Annotated in this window: 15 protein-coding genes; 4 read left to right on the plus strand and 11 right to left on the minus strand. The window is 69.9% G+C overall.

Features of this window, described 5'->3' with window-relative positions; all coding sequences use genetic code 11:
• Positions 1-56: 56 nt before the first annotated feature.
• The 9 genes from ACFWGZ_RS10065 to ACFWGZ_RS10105 all read right to left on the minus strand — a co-directional run bounded on the left by ACFWGZ_RS10065 (position 57) and on the right by ACFWGZ_RS10105 (position 10,269).
• Positions 57-1,196, minus strand: coding sequence for an N-acetylmuramoyl-L-alanine amidase (locus ACFWGZ_RS10065; protein ID WP_382451136.1), 1,140 nt, complete (start codon positions 1,194-1,196; stop codon positions 57-59).
• A gap of 220 nt (positions 1,197-1,416) precedes the next feature.
• On the minus strand, positions 1,417-1,746 hold the full coding sequence (gene trxA / locus ACFWGZ_RS10070) for a thioredoxin (protein ID WP_382451137.1): 330 nt from the start codon (positions 1,744-1,746) through the stop codon (positions 1,417-1,419).
• A 34-nt stretch (positions 1,747-1,780) separates the two neighbouring features.
• Positions 1,781-2,761 carry a thioredoxin-disulfide reductase gene (gene trxB, locus ACFWGZ_RS10075; RefSeq protein WP_382451138.1) on the minus strand — a complete coding sequence of 327 codons (981 nt, stop codon included), beginning with the start codon at positions 2,759-2,761 and terminating at the stop codon, positions 1,781-1,783.
• Positions 2,762-2,839: 78 nt separating this feature from the next.
• Entirely contained in the window at positions 2,840-3,586 is a 747-nt protein-coding gene (locus ACFWGZ_RS10080; protein WP_382451139.1) for a hypothetical protein, read from the minus strand.
• Positions 3,583-4,200: an RNA polymerase sigma factor SigM gene (gene sigM / locus ACFWGZ_RS10085; RefSeq protein WP_089927514.1), complete on the minus strand. Its 618-nt coding sequence runs from the start codon at positions 4,198-4,200 to the stop codon at positions 3,583-3,585. Before sigM ends, ACFWGZ_RS10080 begins: the two co-directional genes overlap by 4 nt.
• Before the next feature lie 67 nt (positions 4,201-4,267).
• On the minus strand, positions 4,268-5,785 hold the full coding sequence (locus ACFWGZ_RS10090; protein WP_382451140.1) for a protein kinase family protein: 1,518 nt from the start codon (positions 5,783-5,785) through the stop codon (positions 4,268-4,270).
• Positions 5,786-5,822: 37 nt separating this feature from the next.
• Complete coding sequence (gene murJ / locus ACFWGZ_RS10095) at positions 5,823-7,463, minus strand: murein biosynthesis integral membrane protein MurJ (RefSeq protein ID WP_382451141.1); 1,641 nt, start codon at positions 7,461-7,463, stop codon at positions 5,823-5,825.
• Positions 7,460-9,757, minus strand: coding sequence for a DUF6049 family protein (locus ACFWGZ_RS10100; RefSeq protein ID WP_382451142.1), 2,298 nt, complete (start codon positions 9,755-9,757; stop codon positions 7,460-7,462). The genes murJ and ACFWGZ_RS10100 overlap by 4 nt, the downstream gene beginning before the upstream one ends.
• Positions 9,754-10,269 (minus strand): NUDIX hydrolase, encoded by a 516-nt coding sequence (locus tag ACFWGZ_RS10105; protein WP_382451143.1) that lies wholly within the window; start codon positions 10,267-10,269, stop codon positions 9,754-9,756. Before ACFWGZ_RS10105 ends, ACFWGZ_RS10100 begins: the two co-directional genes overlap by 4 nt.
• Positions 10,270-10,311: 42 nt before the next feature.
• On the opposite strand from ACFWGZ_RS10105, the gene ACFWGZ_RS10110 reads away from it, so the two are divergent.
• Complete coding sequence (locus ACFWGZ_RS10110; protein WP_382451144.1) at positions 10,312-11,748, plus strand: CCA tRNA nucleotidyltransferase; 1,437 nt, start codon at positions 10,312-10,314, stop codon at positions 11,746-11,748.
• A 118-nt stretch (positions 11,749-11,866) separates the two neighbouring features.
• A complete protein-coding gene (locus ACFWGZ_RS10115) occupies positions 11,867-12,088 on the plus strand; it encodes a LuxR C-terminal-related transcriptional regulator (RefSeq protein ID WP_382451145.1) in 222 nt (73 codons plus the stop codon).
• On the opposite strand, the gene ACFWGZ_RS10120 is transcribed toward ACFWGZ_RS10115, so the two are convergent.
• Entirely contained in the window at positions 12,017-13,357 is a 1,341-nt protein-coding gene (locus ACFWGZ_RS10120) for an MFS transporter (RefSeq protein WP_382451146.1), read from the minus strand. The genes ACFWGZ_RS10115 and ACFWGZ_RS10120 overlap by 72 nt on opposite strands.
• A gap of 237 nt (positions 13,358-13,594) precedes the next feature.
• Here ACFWGZ_RS10120 and ACFWGZ_RS10125 point away from each other — a divergent pair, with 237 nt between their 5' ends.
• Positions 13,595-14,167, plus strand: a complete 573-nt coding sequence (locus ACFWGZ_RS10125; protein WP_382451147.1) for a YqgE/AlgH family protein — start codon at positions 13,595-13,597, stop codon at positions 14,165-14,167.
• 56 nt (positions 14,168-14,223) lie between these two features.
• On the opposite strand, the gene ACFWGZ_RS10130 is transcribed toward ACFWGZ_RS10125, so the two are convergent.
• On the minus strand, positions 14,224-14,628 hold the full coding sequence (locus ACFWGZ_RS10130; protein ID WP_382451148.1) for an SdpI family protein: 405 nt from the start codon (positions 14,626-14,628) through the stop codon (positions 14,224-14,226).
• A gap of 247 nt (positions 14,629-14,875) precedes the next feature.
• Between ACFWGZ_RS10130 and leuS the strand changes: the two genes are divergently transcribed.
• Complete coding sequence (gene leuS, locus ACFWGZ_RS10135; RefSeq protein WP_382451149.1) at positions 14,876-17,653, plus strand: leucine--tRNA ligase; 2,778 nt, start codon at positions 14,876-14,878, stop codon at positions 17,651-17,653.
• The last annotated feature ends 16 nt before the right edge of the window (positions 17,654-17,669 follow it).

Here is a 17,669-nt window from a genome sequence, read left to right on the forward strand (position 1 = left end):
CCGAAAAGGGCCCCCTCGCAGCGTGCGAGGGGGCCCTTTTCGTCAGCTGGAGAAGATCAGCTCTTCGACATCTCGTAGCGCAGCAGGTCGTTGAACGTGAACGTGCCCGTCGGCTGGTCGTCCTTGCCGAGCAGGTACAGGCGCTTCACGGCCACGAGGATGCCCTCGGCCACGATGTCGCGGAAACCGGGCGTGGCCAGGCGAGCACGGTCCTCCGCGTTCGTCAGGTAGCCCACCTCGACGCGGACGGCCGTGCAGCGGGTGAGCCGCAGCAGGTCCCACGTCTTCGGGTGCGAACCGCAGTTCGACATCGTCGTGCGGGCGGTCACCTCGCGCTGGATGAACCCGGCCAGCGCCTCACCGACCGTCGACGACGTGCCGTTGCCCGTGCCGTAGTGGAACGTGGCCACGCCCTGCGCGTTCGGCGACGAGTTGCCGTCGCTGTGCAGCGACAGGATCAGGTCGGCGCCCGCCTCGTTCGCGAACCGGGCGCGCTCCGCCTCGTCCGGGCAGTTGTCCGGACCGCGGGTGAGCAGCGCCTCCATGCCGGTGGCGGCCATCTTGCCCTCGAGCCTGCGCGCGAGGTCCAGCATCAGGTCGGCCTCGGACACGCCGCCGACCACGACACCGCGGTCCTGGCCGCCGTGACCGGGGTCGATGACGATGCGCTTGCCGGACAGTCGCGACCCCGCTCCGCGCAGCCGCTCCTGCTCGCGCAGCAGCTGCGGACGGCCGCCGCGGACCTTCGGCTGGAGCTGGCGCAACGCGCGCACCGTGTCCGGTCCGCACATGCCGTCCACGATCAGGCCGTAGTCGCGCTGGAAGTTCTTCAGCGCGCCCTCGGTCTGCTGGCCGAACACACCGTTGGCGCGGCCGACGTCGTAGCCGAGCTCCAGCAGGCGGTCCTGCAGCATCAGCACGTCGTCGCCGGTCGTCGGCTGCGACATCAGGAACGCGAGCGGCCGGTCCCCCAACCGGAACGTCGCGTCACGCAGCGAGCGGTAGGTGGCCGGGCCGACGATGCCATCGATGATCAGCCCCCGCTGCTGCTGGAACGCGCGCACGGCGTGCTCGACCTGCTGGTCGAACACCGGCGGCGCCTGTGGGTCGGCCGGCGGAAGCAGTCCGAGCCTGGTCACGATCGACCGGATCTCGGCAACATCACTTCCGACGTCCCCGCGGCGGAGCAGCTGCATGCACCCTCGCTCGACTAGGGCGCCGAACCTGGTCGGCGCGTCAGTTGGGAAGTCTTCATTGTGCCCTGCTGCGCTCAGTGATCGATGCAGGGCTACTCACCGTCGTGCCGGGGTCGCCGCCCCGGCACCGCAAACGAACGTGACCCGCTCGTCTTATCGGTAGACGGGCGGGTCACGTTGCGCGTTGCACCCGACTTTTCAGGTCACGCGACTTCGTGCGTCAGGACAGGACGTCCTGCAGGTCCTTCAGCAGCGCGGCCTTCGGCTTCGCGCCGACGATCTGCTTCACCGGGCGGCCGCCCTGGAACAGGATCAGCGTCGGCACGGACATGATCTGGTAGTCGCGGGCGATCGACGGGTTGGCGTCGATGTCGACCTTGGCGACGGTGATCTTCTCGGGGTGCTCGGCCGCGATCTCCTCCAGCACCGGCGCGACCATCTTGCACGGGCCGCACCAGGTCGCCCAGAAGTCGACCAGCACGGGCTTCTCGCTGGTCAGCACGTCGTCCGCGAACGACTTGTCGGTCACCGTGACGGTGGCGCCTGCCATGTTGCTCTCCTCGGGAGGTCTCGCAGAAGGGATTTCAGTTGCTCTTGCCGTAGCCGCCACCGACGGCCTCGGCGGCGATCTCGGCCTGCTCGGTGCCGTGCTCGGCGAGCCACCGCTCCGCGTCGATCGCGGCGCTGCAGCCGGAGCCCGCGGCGGTGATCGCCTGACGGTATTCGTGGTCGACCAGGTCGCCGGCGGCGAACACGCCGTCCAGGTTCGTGTAGGAGGACTTGTCCTTGGTGAGGACGTAGCCCTCCGCGTCCAGGTCGACCTGGCCCTTGACCAGCGCCGAGCGCGGGTCGTGGCCGATCGCCAGGAAGAAGCCGGTGACGGGCAGCTCGGACTCGGCGCCGGTCTGGGTGTCCCTGACCTTGATGGACGACACGGTGCCGTCACCCAGCACGTCGGTGACCTGCGTGTTCAGCTGCCACTTGATCTTCTCGTTGGCGCGGGCGCGCTCGAGCATGACCTTCGAGGCGCGGAACTCCTCGCGGCGGTGGATGACCGTCACGGACTTGGCGAAGCGGGTGAGGAACGTCGCCTCCTCCATCGCCGTGTCCCCGCCGCCGACCACGGCGATGTCGTGGTCGCGGAAGAAGAAGCCGTCGCAGGTCGCACAGGCCGACACACCGCGGCCGAGCAGCTCCTGCTCGCCGGGGATGTCGAGGTAGCGGGCCGCGGCACCCATCGCGAGGATGACGGCCTTGGCCTCGTACTCGACGCCGTTCGCGACGACCTTCTTGACCTCGCCGGTCAGCTCGACGGACTCCACGTCCTCCGCGCGCAGCTCGGCGCCGAAGCGCTGGGCCTGCTCGCGCATCTGCTCCATGAGCTCGGGACCCATGATGCCCTCGCGGAAGCCCGGGTAGTTCTCGACCTCGGTCGTCGTCATCAGGGCTCCGCCGTACTGCGAGCCCTCGAAGACCAGGGGCTCCAGCTGCGCGCGTGCCGCGTAGACCGCGGCGGTGTAGCCCGCAGGTCCCGATCCAATGATGATCACGTTGCGCACGCTCACGGCTGATGCAACTCCTCGATCTCGTCGTCTGACTAGCTCAACGGATCGTAGGTGCAGCTGATTCCGTGACGTTCGCGACTACCTCGGCTTGATGGTCTCGTCTTCCAGAACGCCCTCGGGCTTGTCCGGTCCGCAGGTCTTCGGGTCCAGCACGACCAGCCGGTACTGGCCGAGACCGGCGGGCAGGATCGCCATCACCGCGTCCTTGCCCTCCAGGCTGATCGGGCTGATGCCGAGCGGTTTGCCGGCGCTCGTGATGCCGCCGCCCTGCAGGCAGCCGGCGAGGCGGTCGGGCGTCTCGAGCGGGCCGTAGTTCTGGGCCTTCAGCACCTCGCCGAATGCGGCGCCCAGCTCGGACTCCTTCACCGACAGCGGCGGCTGGGCCGCGGCGTCCGAGTTCTTCGTGGGCGTCTGCTGCGCGGCGGGCGGGGTGTTCGCCTGGTCCCCGCCACCGGGCGCGACCGCGAACACGATGCCGAACGCCGCCGCGGCGGCCACCAGCACACCGCCGCCGAGGCCGAGCCTGCGGTTGCGGCGCTTGCGGGCGTCGTCGAGGGACACGACGGGAGCGGCCGGACGGGCCTCCGCCGCCAGTGCGGCGTCGATCCTGGCCGCCACGTGGTCGGGCATCGGGATCGGGGGCAGCGACTCCAGGTCCGCCAGCGTGGCGTCCAGCGCCCGCAGGATCTCCTGGGCTTCCGCGTCCGCCTCGACCCTCGGGCGCAGCTGTGCGGCGACCTCAGGGGGCAGCACGCCCGCGTGCAGGTCCGCGATGAGGTCGACAGACCACGGCGGACCCATCGGCACGCGCTCCATGCCGGTCATCGACCCTCCCACTGACGTTGCTCTTGCACATTCACACCGTCAGCTGGGACGTTCGCATCTGCGATTCGGTTCCTGAGGTGCCCGAGAACTTTGGCGAGCTTGGCGCGACCTCGCGCACACCTGCTCTTGACCGTGCCCTCCGCGATGCCGAGGAGTTTCGCCGTCTCCGCGACGGAATACCCCTCGACGTCGACCAGCACGATGGGCGCCCGCTGCTCCTCCGGCAGCTCCATCAACGCCTGCTGCACCATCAGGCTCGTCTCCCGGTCGCTCATCGCGTCGCGCGGTGCGACGGGCTCGCCGGGGCCGGCCTCGGGCAGCGGCACTGTCGGTCTTGTTTGTCGGCGTCTCATCCGGTCGAGGCACGCGTTCACCACGATCCGGTGAAGCCAGGTGGTCACCTGTGACTCGGCGCGGAACGACGACGCCGCCCGGAAGGCCGAGATGAACGCCTCCTGGAGCGCGTCCGCGGCCTCCTCCGGGTCGCGCAGCGTGCGCAACGCCACCGCCCACATCCGGTCGCGGTGCCGTTTCACCAGCTCCGAGAACGCGTAGGGGTCACCTGCGGCGTGGGCCGAGATGAGATCGGCGTCCGAGCTGGCTGCGGCGGTCACGAGACGCACTTTAGCGAGAGTGATCACAGGAGACCCGAACAGGCCTACTCAGAGTGTGCAGGTAGTTCTACTGGGCCCGCGTGTAGAGGACCTCGCGGATCTCCGACTGGTTCTTGCCGCCGCCGGAGCTCGACAGCTGCGTGATCCAGATCAGCACGTGCCCGGTCGGCTCGTGCTCGTTCAGCTGGATCTGCGTCTGCCCGTCCGACAGGTCCGCGACACCGATGACCTTGGTCTCCTCGAGTGGCGAGTTCTGCGCGGACGCCACCCGGATCTCGACGTGCGTGCCCTTGCTCGGCGAGGTGATCGTGAGCGACGCGAGCTTCACCGGCTCCGCGAACGACGCCATCAGCCCTATCCCCGGCTTCAGGGCCGGGAACTGCTGGAAGTAGTTGTCGGTGCGCCAGAACGTGCTCGCGTTGGTGTCGACCGCCCTGCTCGCCTGGTTCGCGTTGTCGGGCTGGTTCGTGACGTCGTAGACGCCGATCTGACCCGGCTGCACCGGCCCGGCGGCGACGGCCGGTGGCGCGGTCTGGCCGTTCGACCCCGGCTGGTTGATCACCACGGTCGGGCCGCCGCCCCGGGACGGCTCGTCGCTGAAGAACCCGACGATCTGCACGCTCAGCCACGCGATCACCGCCACCGTCGCCAGGGCGAGCAGGCCGACGCTGATCCACAGCTTCTTCTTCTGCTGCCTGTCCTGCCGCGGGCGCTGCGTGGTCCACACGACCTGGTCGTCTTCGTCGTCGCGCGACGACACGGCCGAGATCAGCGCCGTCTGCGCTTCCTCGGCCGCGATCTGGTCGAGGACCTGCAGGATCGCCGCGGACGTGCGGATGCCGCCCACCGACGTGTCCTCCAGCGACCGCACCGCGACCGACGACAGGTCGTGCGGCAGGTACGGGTGCAACGCGTTCGGCGGGACGACCGTCCCGTCCGGCCCGGTCGGCGCCGCCGGCACGCCCTGGGGGCCGCCCGGCAGCGCCCACCGGCCGGTGAGCAGCAGGTACAGGATCGCGCCGAGGCCCTTGACGTCGTCGCGGGCGATCGCGTCCGGCCGTGGACCGGGGAACGCGAGGCGCAACCGGCCGTCCGAGGTGACCCGGATGCGCTGCGGGTGGTCGGCGCCCAGCACGAGACCGGCGTGGTGCGCGCCCTCGATGGCGGCGCCCAGCGGTTCGAGCAGGCGGGTCGCGGCGCCCGCCGGCAGCGGGCCCTCCGCGATGAGGTCCATCAGGTCGGTGCCCTGGGTCCACTCGGCGACGACCATGCCGAGGATGCCCTCGTCGGGCCGGATGCCGGTGCCGGGCGTCAGCACGTCGATCACCCTGGACACACCGGGGTGCGTGAACGACGACGCGTGCATCGCGCGTTCGACCGTCCGGCGGGCACGGGCGGCGGCCTGGTTGTCCGCCAGGTCGCCGAGCAGGATGGTCAGCGCCACGTCCCGGTTGAGCTGACCGTCGCGCGCACGCCACAGCTCCGCGTTCGACCGGGCGTCGGCGCCCGAGCTCGCGAGCAGCCGGTAGCGGCCGTTGCCGATGACACCGCCGGGGACCAGGGCGGCGTGGACTCCGCTACTCACGGAGACCAGGTTACGGGAAGACGGTCACGGCCTGGAGTCATCGGCGACGCACCAAACGGTTGATCTTGTCGATGGCCGGCTTCATCTCCGGCACTCGGAACGCGGCCAGGAGGCCGAACGCGAGCGGCAACCCGATCAAGGTCACCAGGACGACCTCGAACCACGCGGCCACGACCGGGTTCGAGAACCCGATCAGGTCGAGGACCAGCGCGTTCACCCCCTTGGCGACAGCGAACGCCACGGCGGACGCGACCACCGTGAGGCAGACCGTCCAGATCGTGAACCCGGTGCGCAGACGACCGAGGCGCAGCCGCAGCCACACCTGGCCGACCACCGCGCCGAACACGAAGCTCAGCGACATCGCGAGCGAGACGCCGACGGCGAGCTGCTCGGGCTCGGACACGGCCAGGAAGAAGTAGAGCAGCCCGATCCGGACCGCCACGATCAGCGCCTGGATCAGCGTCGGCGTGCGGGCGTCCTTCATCGCGTAGAAGACGCGCAGCTGCAGCAGCGTGATCGCGTAGGGCACCAGGCCGAACGCCGACAGCGCGAGCGCCAGGCCGACCGCCGTGCCGCCCTCGACGCCCGACTTGCCGAACCCGAAGGCGGCGAGACCGATGGCCACACCGGAGACGGTCATCAGCACGCTGAACGGCATCAGCAGGATCGACGACATCCGGTTGCCGAACAGCAGGTCGCGCACGATCGCGTCGTTGTCGTCGTTCGCGGCCGCCCTGCTCATCTTCGGCATCAGCGCGGTCAGCAGCGAGACGCCGAGCACGCCGTAGGGCACCTGGGCGATCAGCCACTGGAAGTTGAACGCCGCCAGCGCGCCGTCACCGTGCGTCGCGACCTTGGTCAGCACCGTCATGCTGGCGAAGCCGAGGCCGACGTAGAGCAGCACCCAGAACGCGAGGTTGCCGAACTCGGCGAGCCGCGAGTCCCAGCCGAACCGCCACCGGAACCGGAACCCGGTCCTGCGCAGCGCCGGGAACAGCACCAGCGCCTGCACCGCGACACCGAGCGCGGTGCCGAGACCCAGCACCAGCACGTGGCTGTCGGTCATGGAGACCGGGTTGAGCGTGATGTCGCCGGGCAACAGCCAGTAGACCCCCAGCACGAGGATCACGACGAGGTTGTTCAGCACCGGGGCCCAGGTGGGCAGGCCGAACACGTGCCGCGCGTTGAGCACCGCGCCGATGAGCGCGGTCAGGCCGTAGAACACGATGCCCGGCAGCACCAGGTAGGCGAACGCGGTGACCAGGTCCCGGTTCGCGTTCGGCGAGTCGGCGATGAACAGCGACGTGAGCAGCGGCGCGGACGCCACCGCGATCACCGTGCCGACGCCGAGGATCGCCGTGCCCATGCTGATCAACCACTGGGCGTACGACTCGCCGCCGTCGCCGTCCTCCTTCTCGGCCCTGACCAGCAGCGGGATCGCCACGCTGGTCAGGATGCCGCCGAGCAGGAGCTCGTTGATCATCGTCGGCAGCGTCGAGGCCGCCTGGTACGAGTCGTTGAGGGTGCCGATGCCGAGTGCCGCGACCAGCAGCACCTTCGACAGCAGGCCGGTGACCCGGCTGACGATCGTGGCGATCGCCATCGAGCCGCTCGCCTTGGCGACCGACGGTGCCTGCTTCTGCTGCTCTGGTTCGGTGGTCGTGGCTGTCTCGCTCACGCGCTCGACTTCTCCGGTGTGACGTTCTCGATGGACGGCGGTGCGCCGCCGGTCTCGCCGTTGCGGGCGCGAACCCGCTTGTAGATGCGCCGCCCGGAAAGCAGGACGAGCGCGATCGCGGCGATCACGGTGATGATCACCGTGATGGTGCCGTAGGCGGACGACGACACCTCCAGCTTGACACTGTCACCCAGAGCGACGCCCTCGGGAGTGGTCAGCCGGACGTTGACCGGGAACCGGCCGGAGCGCAGCACCTCGACGGGCACCCGCACGACGCGTTCGCCGCGGGCCGGGAGCACCTGGTCGGCGAGTTCGAGCTTGCGGATGCCGGGGGTGTCGGCCAGTGCGATCCGCACGGTCACGCGCACGTCGAGCTTGTTCGTGATCGTGACCGGGATCGGGCTGTCGCCGGAGCCCAGCAGGATCGGGCTGTTCGGCTGCGTCACGCCGACCATGCCGGTGAGCGCGTCGATCTCGCCCTGGCTGATGTCCGCGGCGGACCGGGCGCCCTGCTCGTTCGACCGCCACGAGCCCGACATCGCGCGCATCAGGCCGAGCCACAGCGGGTCGGCCAGGTCGGCGGGCGAGGCGTGCTCGCTGTCCTCCTGCTGCATCGCCGCGACGAGGCCGTTGAGCTGCACGCTCTGGTCCATGACGGAGTCGGAGATGACGGACGAGATCTCGCGCGCGCCGGCCTCCGCCGGGTAGGAGATCCTGGCGTTCGTCGTCGCCGGGGTCGCCCTGGTGAGCTCCTCGAGGCCGGTCTGGGCCGCGTAGCCGGCGCCGACGAGCTTCTGGGCCGTGGTCAGGAACTCGGTCATCTCGGAGATCGGGGCGTTCCACCGGCGCGGCGGCGTGACCAGCACGTTGCGGCCGTCGCCCTGCCAGCCGGCCCGGAAGACGAGCACCGCCAGCGCGTTCTGCACGGACACCGGCTGGCTCTCGACCGGCGAGGTGATCCCCGACAGCGTGCGGGGACGGGACTCGCTGCCCTGCAGGGCGTCGGAGACCATCGAGTCGGTCCTCACGGCGGTCACCGGGTACCGGCCGCCGATCACGGCGGGTGCGGTGCCCGGCGCGTCGGCGACGCCGGACGGGTCCAGCAGGAGCGACTTCACCCCGGGGTAGCGCTGGTCGGGCTGCGGCGTGACCAGGTCGTCGAACGTCGTCTGGTCGAGCAGGCCGTCCTCCGGCCACGCCAGGTCGGGCAGCGGCTGCACGGCCAGCACGTCCTGGACGAGCTGGGAGCTCGTCACCGCGAGCTTGCCGACACCGCCGAGCTTCGCCCTGCTCAGCGACACGAGGTCGGCGTCGGCGTACGGCAGCGCGACGACGCACCGGCCGGTGACGGCGAGCTTGAGCCGGTCGAGCCACAGCTTGGCCTCGACCTCGCCCTTGCCCTGCGCGCCACCGCGGACCGTGTAGCCGGTGCTCATGGCCTGGACGGTGCGCAGCAGGTCGGGGTCGATGGCGAGGCACATGCCCGTGCTCATCGACGAGATGGCCTGCTCGTAGGCCTGCAGCAGGCCGTACAGCCGGCCGTTGACCGAGAGCGACGCGGTGAGCTCGTCGTCGACCAGCTCCGACTGCCCCTTGCCGCCGGCGCGGATCAGGCGCGGTTTGTCGGCGATCGGCCACAGGACCGTCAGCTTCGCGGCCGCGGCCGGCTTGCCCTTCGTCTCACCGCCGGGCACGCCGAGCACGGGCAGCAGTGTCGAGAGCGCCGCGAGCCGCGCCTGGCCGCCGTAGTCGGGCCGGCCGTTGACGTTGGCGAGGATCGGGTAGATGCCGGGCTGCTCGACCTGCAACGACGTCGGGTCGGTACCGCGCAGCGGCACCTGCAGCGTGAAGTCCTTCTGCTGACCGGGCTCGAGCGAGCCGGCGATCGGCGTGAACTTGGGCTGCACGGCCTCGGCCGCCGCCGGTTCGCGCAACGCCTTGCGCAGGTCGTCCTCGGTGTCGAGCGAGTCGCCGCGCTCCAGGCGCAGCACGATGTCGGAGACCTTGCGGTCGCCGACGTTGACGATCGAGCCGGTGATCGTGACGGCGCCAGGCGAGTCGCTCGTCACGAACCGGGGGGTGAGCTGGGCGATGTCGAGGCGCAGGAACTGCGGCGCCTGCTGGCCCGGTTGAGCCGACAGCGGCCTCGTCGCCCACACCTGGGTGGCGGGCGCGGGCAGGAAGGGCAGCGCGTCGACCTCGTCCGGCTGCGACTGCTCGGCGCCCGCGGGCGGCGTGGCGGTCACCAGGAACGCGGCGACGGCGGCTGTGCAGAAGAGCTTCCTCAGGCTCACGCCGACTCCGCCCCGTTCGGGCAGCGGCCGGAGAGCAGTTCGGCAGCTCGGCGGACCAGACGGCGCTCATCGGCATACGCGAGTCGCTCGTCCAGCTCGCCGAGTGGCACCCACGCCACCTCGGTGACCTCCACGTCTTCGTCGGAAAGCTCTCCCCCCAGCGCTTCGAGGAGGAAGTGGTGAACCGTCTTGTGCACCCGGCGGTCGTCCGCGACGAACCAGTAGTCGATCGACCCCAGCGGGCGCAGCACCCTGCTATGAATACCGGTCTCCTCGGCGACCTCGCGCACCGCGGTCTGTTCCGCGGTCTCACCGGCCTCGATGTGACCCTTCGGCAAAGACCACAGCAACCGGCCCCGCCGGTCAAGTCTCCCGATCACCGCGGCCCGCTGCTCGCCGTCGAGCACCAGACCGCCCGCCGACGTCTCGTCGACGGTCTTGAGCCTCTTGCCCCGGCGCTTCTTCCTGCGCCCCGGCTTGGGGTTCCCGGAACGCGGAGCTGACGGGGACATACGGCCGATCGTACTTACGAACCTTGAGTACGCTGGTTTCTCGTGTCTCGATCGCTCCAAGAGAATGCGGTGGTGGAAACGCCCGCCATCACGCCTGTCGTCGCCGACCTCGCCGCCCGGTTCACCGCCGGTGGCAAGCGCCTCTACCTCGTGGGCGGAAGCGTGCGCGACGCCGTGCTGGGGCGGCCGACGAACGACTTCGACTTCACCACCGACGCGCGACCGGCCGAGATCCAGCAGCTGCTGGGCGGCTGGGCCGACGCGCAGTGGGACACCGGCATCGCGTTCGGCACGGTCGGGGCGTCCAAGAAGGGCGAGATCATCGAGATCACGACCTTCCGCGCGGACGTCTACGACGGCGTCACCCGCAACCCCGAGGTGACCTTCGGCGACTCGATCGACGGCGACCTGGTCCGCCGCGACTTCACGGTCAACGCGATGGCGTTCGACGTCGCCGCCGGCGAGTTCGTCGACCCGACCGGAGGCCTCGCGGCCGCGCGGGAAGGCGTGCTGGACACGCCGGCGACCCCGCAGGAGTCGTTCGGCGACGACCCGCTGCGGATGCTGCGCGCGGCCCGGTTCGTCTCCCAGCTCGGCTTCACGGCGGCGCCGCGGGTGGTCGAGGCGATGCGGTCGATGGCAGCACAGCTCACCCGCATCACGCCGGAGCGCGTGCAGGTGGAGCTCTCGAAGCTCCTGTGCGGGGCGCACCCCCGCCGCGGCATCGAGCTCATGGTGGAGACCGGGCTGGCCGACGTCGTGCTGCCCGAGCTCACGGCCATGAAGCTGGAGATCGACGAACACCATCAGCACAAGGACGTCTTCGACCACTCCCTGGTTGTCCTCGAACAGGCGATTGATCTCGAAGACGTCGATCACTCACCCGACCTGGTGCTGAGGATCGCGGCGCTGCTGCACGACATCGGCAAACCGGCCACCAGGAAGTTCGAGCCGGGCGGCGGCGTCTCGTTCCACCACCACGAGGTCGTGGGCGCGAAGATGGTGCGCAAGCGCTTGCGGGCGTTGCGGTACTCGAAGGAGATCACCGAGGACGTCGCCAAGCTCGTCTACCTCCACCTGCGCTTCCACGGCTACGGCAACGGCGAGTGGACCGACTCGGCGGTGCGCCGCTACGTGACCGACGCCGGTGATCTGCTGACGCGGTTGCACAAGCTCGTCCGCGCCGACTGCACGACCCGCAACAAGCGCAAGGCGAACCTGCTGCGGCGGACCTACGACTCCCTCGAGGAGCGCATCGCGCGCATCGCGGCCGAGGAGGACCTGGCGCGCGTCCGCCCCGACCTCGACGGCAACGAGATCATGAAGCTGCTCGGCCTGCCGCCGGGCCCGCAGGTCGGCGCCGCGTGGAAGTTCCTCAAGGAGCTCCGGCTCGACCGGGGACCGCTCGACCGCGACGAGGCAGAGGCCGCCCTGCTCGACTGGGCGCGCGACCAGGGGCTCACGCCGCCGTCGTCGTGACGCGCGGTGATGGCATGACATCCACGCGTTAGCGAAGCGTCAGCGCGGGGAGGCACCATGGACAGTGCTCATGGGGGTGGTGCCGATGTTCTCCTGGGGACTTTCCGCAGGTCCTGCCGTGCGCGGACTGGACGCGCTGACCGACGGCCAACGCGCCGTGCTGCGGTGCCTGGCACGTGGTCACGAGGACCACGAGATCGCTCGTGTGCTCGGACTGGGGCTGCAGGAGGTGGCCGACGAGGTCGCCGACATCCTGCGGAGGCTGGAGCTACCCGACCGGGTCGCCGCCGTCGTCTTCGCGCACGAGGCCGGGATGCTGCACCTGCCGTTTCCGCGCTGACAGCAGCAGGTAGGCGACCAGTCCGACCAGGTAGAGGCCGGCGGCGGTGAGCAGGAGGCCGGGCGAGCGCCCGTCCAGGGGGACCACCGTCGCGGTGATGGTCACCGCGGTGACCTGCGTGACGTTGAAGAGGGTGTCGTAGAGCGCGAACACGCGCCCGCGCACCTCGTCGCCGACGTCGTGCTGCACCGCGGTGTCCACGCAGAGCTTGACGACCTGACCGGCGAAGATGACGAAGAACCCGGCCGCGAGGATGGTCGGCAGCGTCATCGGCAGGCCGAGCCCGACCTGCGCGACCGCGGTGAGCAGCAGCGCGCCGCAGATCGTGCGCTTCACGCCGAACCGGTCGACGATCCGGTCGGTGAGCAGCCCGGCGAGCAGGATGCCCGCGCCGCCCGCGACGGCGATCTCGCCGAGACCGCCGATGCCCGCCTTGAGGATGCCGACGTCCTCCAGGCTGTAGCGCATCAGCAGCAGCGTGATCATCAGGCTGACGGCGAACCCGGCCCGGTGCGCGAGCAGTGCGGCGAGACCGGCCGTGACGCTCGGCGTCTGCAGCGTGGCCCTGCCGCCGTCGAGCAGGCCGCGGGCCACGGCGGTGGCGGCGTTGTGCGGCTCGTCGACCTCGTCCGGTCCGAGCACACCCGGTGCGAACCGGCTGGCGATGAACGCGCCGAGCAGCAGCCCGACCACGGCGATGCTGGTCGTCCAGCCCGACCCGCCGTCGCCCGCGCCGAGGATCGTGCGGAACCCGATCGCGCAGGCGGCGCCGACCACGGCCATGATCGCGCCGGCCGTCGTGGCCAGCGCGTTCGCCTCGACGAGGTGGTCCTCGGGGACGAGGTGCGGCAGCGACGCGCTCAGCCCGGAGCCGACGAACCGGCCGATGCCCATGACGACGAGCGCGGAGACGTAGAGCGGCACCCCGCTCAGCCCTGCCCCGACCGCGAGGGCCGTGAGCAGCACGAACACGCCGCGCAGGACGTTCGCGACGACGAGGACCTTCCGGCGGTCCCACCGGTCGAGCAGGGCACCCGCGAACGGTCCGATGATCGAGTACGGCAGCAGCAGGACGGCGAAGCCCGCCGCGATCGCCGCGGGGTCGGCCTGCCGTTCGGGGTTGAAGAGCACGGCGCCCGCGAGGCCGGCCTGGAAGAGGCCGTCACCCCACTGCGAGGCGAGCCGGGTGGCGAGGAGCCTGCGGTACGCGGGGATGCCGAGGAACCGGCGTGATCCCCAGTGGTGCTTGTCCACCGCGAGCGTCGTCACCGCTGCACTCTATGCGCGACGCCGTGAAAACCACGAAAGCCGGACCTCGCGGTCCGGCTCCCGTGGATCGGATGCCAGGTCGCCTCACGGCGCGATGCACTACGCGGCTCCAGCCGGACGGTATTCCGCGAAGGCAGTTGTCTGTTGAGCCCGGGGGGCACAAAGACATCCGACAGTTGAGTCTAACGGGGCGCGGCCCTGAGTTGTTCCGACGATCACGGGTGATTTCATGGTGACGTGCGTCCCGATGCCGAAGTCGAGCCAGGCTCCCTCTTGGTTGCCGCTCCGAGCCTGAACGACCCGAACTTCACGCGCACCGTCGTCTACATCATCGATCAACGTCCCGAGGGGACCCTCGGTGTCGTGCTGAACCGTCCGTCCGAAGTGGCGGTGGTGGACGTGCTGCCGCCGTGGGGCGACCACGTCAGCAAGCCGCAGTGCATCCACATCGGCGGTCCGGTCGAGCAGAAGACGGCGCTGTGCCTGGCGGCGTTGAAGGCGGGCACCGACCCGTCGGAGGTGGAGGGCCTGGTGGGTGTGCAGGGCCCGGTGGCGTTGATCGACCTGGACGCCGAACCGGACGACCTGGTGCCGCTGGTCCGGGGCCTGCGCGTGTTCGCGGGCTACTCGGGCTGGGGCGAGGGTCAGCTCGCGGGCGAGATCGAGCGCGGCGACTGGATGGTCGTCACGGGCCTGGCCGACGACGTGCTGGCCGGTTCCGGCGTTGACCTGTGGGGCCGGGTGCTGCGCAGGCAGGGCATGCCGCTCGCGCTGCTGTCGACCTACCCGAAGGACGTCCGCGACAACTGATCCACGTGAAACAAAAGGCCGGATCATCCGCTGATCCGGCCTGGTGGAGCGGGGTGTCAGAGCCCGGCGAGGGGCGAGCAGCCACCGCCGCCGCAGGCGCAGCCGCCGCAGCCCTTGGGCTTGACCGGCTCCGGCACCAGCGCCGCCGCCCGGCTGCCGACGATGCCGCCGGCGAAGGCGATGCCGAGGGCGCCGACCAGTCCGATGATCCCGGCGGTGACGGCCATGTCCTCCATGACGAACGCCATGGCGCCCGACACGATCGCCACGACACCGGCCGCGACGTTCGGTACGCCCGCGACCCGGTTGGCCAGCGCGAACGTCTCCTCGTCGCGGACAGCCGCCGCCGTGCGCACACCGACGTAGCGGTTGCGCCGCAGCTTGCCCTGCAGACCCAGCAGACCGACCGCGCCGAGAGCGACGCCGAGCACACCCAGGACGACCGACAGCACGATGTTCACCCCATGAGGGTAAGACTCCCCCGCCGCAAGCCGGGAACGAACCCTCATCTGGTGTGCCCCAGGCCACCGCGTTTCATCGAGTTGCGCTGCGCTGATACCGTTGAGGGCATGAGCACGGCCCGCCTGCTCCTTAGCTAGCCGCGACGACCTGATCGAGAGACGGTCGGCGCGGCCACCCTCCATGCCCATCTGGGCTGGGGGGTTTCGTCGTATCAGGGGCAGGATCGATGTGAGAGGGACGCCTGAGATGAGCACGGACGCGGCGGAGACTCCCGCCTTCCGCTACACCGCCGAACTGGCGAACCAGATCGAGAAGCGGTGGCAGCAGTACTGGGAGGACCACGGCACCTACTACGCGCCCAACCCCGTTGGTGCTCTCAAGGGTGACGTGCCCGCGGACAAGCTGTTCGTGCAGGACATGTTCCCGTACCCGAGCGGCGCCGGCCTGCACGTCGGCCACCCGCTGGGCTTCATCGGCACGGACGTCTTCGCGCGGTACCACCGCATGAACGGCCGCAACGTGCTGCACACCATGGGCTTCGACGCGTTCGGCCTGCCCGCCGAGCAGTACGCGGTGCAGACCGGCCAGCACCCGCGCAAGACCACCGAGGACAACATCAACACCTACCTGCGCCAGATCCGCAGGCTGGGGCTGGGTCACGACGAGCGGCGCCGCATCTCGACGATCGACCCCGAGTACTACAGGTGGACTCAGTGGATCTTCCTGCAGATCTTCAACTCCTGGTACGACGCGGACGCCGGCAAGGCTCGCCCTATCGCCGAGTTGATCTCGCAGTTCGAGTCTGGAGCGCGGGACGTTCCGGGCGGCGGCACGTGGTCTGAGCTGTCTTTTGCCGACCAGCAAAGGATCTTGGGCGGATTCCGGCTGGCCTACATGTCGGAGGCGCCCGTCAACTGGTGTCCCGGACTGGGTACTGTGCTGGCGAACGAAGAGGTCACCGCGGACGGTCGCAGTGAGCGTGGCAACTTCCCGGTGTTCAGGAAAAACCTGCGCCAGTGGATGATGCGCATCACCGCGTACTCGGACCGGCTGATCGACGACCTGGACCGGCTGGACTGGCCCGACAAGGTCAAGGCCATGCAGCGCAACTGGATCGGGCGCTCGCACGGCGCCCGTGTCCGATTTGCGGTGGGAAGCGAGAACATTGAGGTCTTCACGACCCGTCCGGACACGCTGTTCGGCGCGACCTACGTTGTCCTGGCACCGGAACACGAGCTGGTGGACCAGGTTGCGACGCCCGATCGCGTGGCAGACATCGCCGCGTACCGGCGCGCAGCGTCCCTGAAGTCCGAACTGGACCGGCAGGAGAACAAGGAGAAGACCGGCGTCTTCACCGGGGCGTACGCCACGAACCCGGTGAACGGCAAGCAGATCCCGGTCTACATCGCCGACTACGTGCTGATGGGCTACGGCACGGGCGCGATCATGGCCGTCCCCGGCCAGGACCAGCGCGACTGGGACTTCGCGAAGAAGTTCGACCTGCCCGTCGTCCGCACCGTCCAGCCCCCGGAGGGTTTCGAGGGCGAGGCGTACACGGGTGACGGCCCGGCCGTGAATTCCGGGTTCCTGGACGGCATGGCGATCGACGACGCCAAGAAGACGATCATCGGCTGGCTGGAGGACAACGGCCACGGCCACGGCACCGTCCAGTTCAAGCTGCGCGACTGGCTGTTCAGCCGCCAGCGCTACTGGGGCGAGCCGTTCCCGGTCGTCTACGACGAGGCCGGCACCGCCATCGCGCTGCCCGAGTCGATGCTGCCGATCGAGCTGCCCGACGTCGACGACTACTCCCCCCGCACGTTCGACCCGGAGGACGCGAACACCGAGCCGTCGCCGCCGCTGTCGCGCGCCACGGAGTGGACGACCGTCGAGCTGGACCTGGGCGACGGTGTTCGCACGTACCGCCGCGACACGAACACGATGCCGAACTGGGCGGGTTCGTGCTGGTACCAGCTGCGCTACGTCGACCCGGTCGAGACCGAGCGGTTCGTCAACGCCGAGAACGAGAAGTACTGGCTGGGCCCGCGCACGGCGGAGCACGGCTCGACCGACCCCGGCGGCGTCGACCTGTACATCGGCGGCGTCGAGCACGCGGTCCTGCACCTGCTGTACTCGCGCTTCTGGCAGAAGGTCCTGTTCGACCTGGGCCACCTGTCCGGCGACGAGCCGTACCGCCGCCTGTTCAACCAGGGCTACATCCAGGCGTACGCCTACGTCGACCCGCGCGGCGTCTACGTCCCGGCCGACGAGGTCGTCGAGGAAGACGGCAGGTACTTCCACAACGGCGAGGAAGTACGCCGTGAGTACGGGAAGATGGGCAAGAGCCTGAAGAACGTCGTCACCCCCGACGAGATGTGCGAGCGCTACGGCGCGGACACCTTCCGGTTCTACGAGATGTCCATGGGCCCGATGGACGTGTCACGCCCGTGGGCGACGAAGGACGTCGTAGGCGCCCAACGCTTCCTGCAGCGCCTGTGGCGCAACCTGGTCGACGAGACCGACGGCTCGCTGAAGGTGGTGGACGAGGAACCGTCCGCCGAGGCCCTGCGCCTGCTGCACAAGACGATCGCCGGCGTCCACGACGACTACGCGAACCTGCGTTACAACACGGCGGGCGCGAAGCTGATCGAGCTGAACAACCACGTCACCAAGCACTACCCGGCCGGCACGCCCCGAGCCCTGGCCGAACCGCTGGTGCTGATGCTGGCCCCGCAGGCCCCGCACGTGGCCGAGGAGCTGTGGACGAAGCTGGGCAACACCGGCTCGCTGGCCCACGGCCCGTTCCCGACGGCCGACGAGCAGTACCTGGTCGAGGACACGGTCGAGTACCCGATCCAGGTCAACGGCAAGGTCCGCTCGCGGGTCGTGGTCGCCGCCTCCGCCTCGCAGGACGAGATCAAGGCGGCGGCGCTGGCGGAGGAGAAGATCGCCGAGCTGGTGGGCGGCGGTGAGCCGCGCAAGGTGATCGTGGTGCCGGGCCGGTTGGTGAACATCGTTCTGTAGTCGGGGGTGGGGCCGG

It is taken from the genome of Lentzea sp. NPDC060358 (assembly GCF_042725365.1).
GTDB lineage: Bacteria > Actinomycetota > Actinomycetes > Mycobacteriales > Pseudonocardiaceae > Lentzea.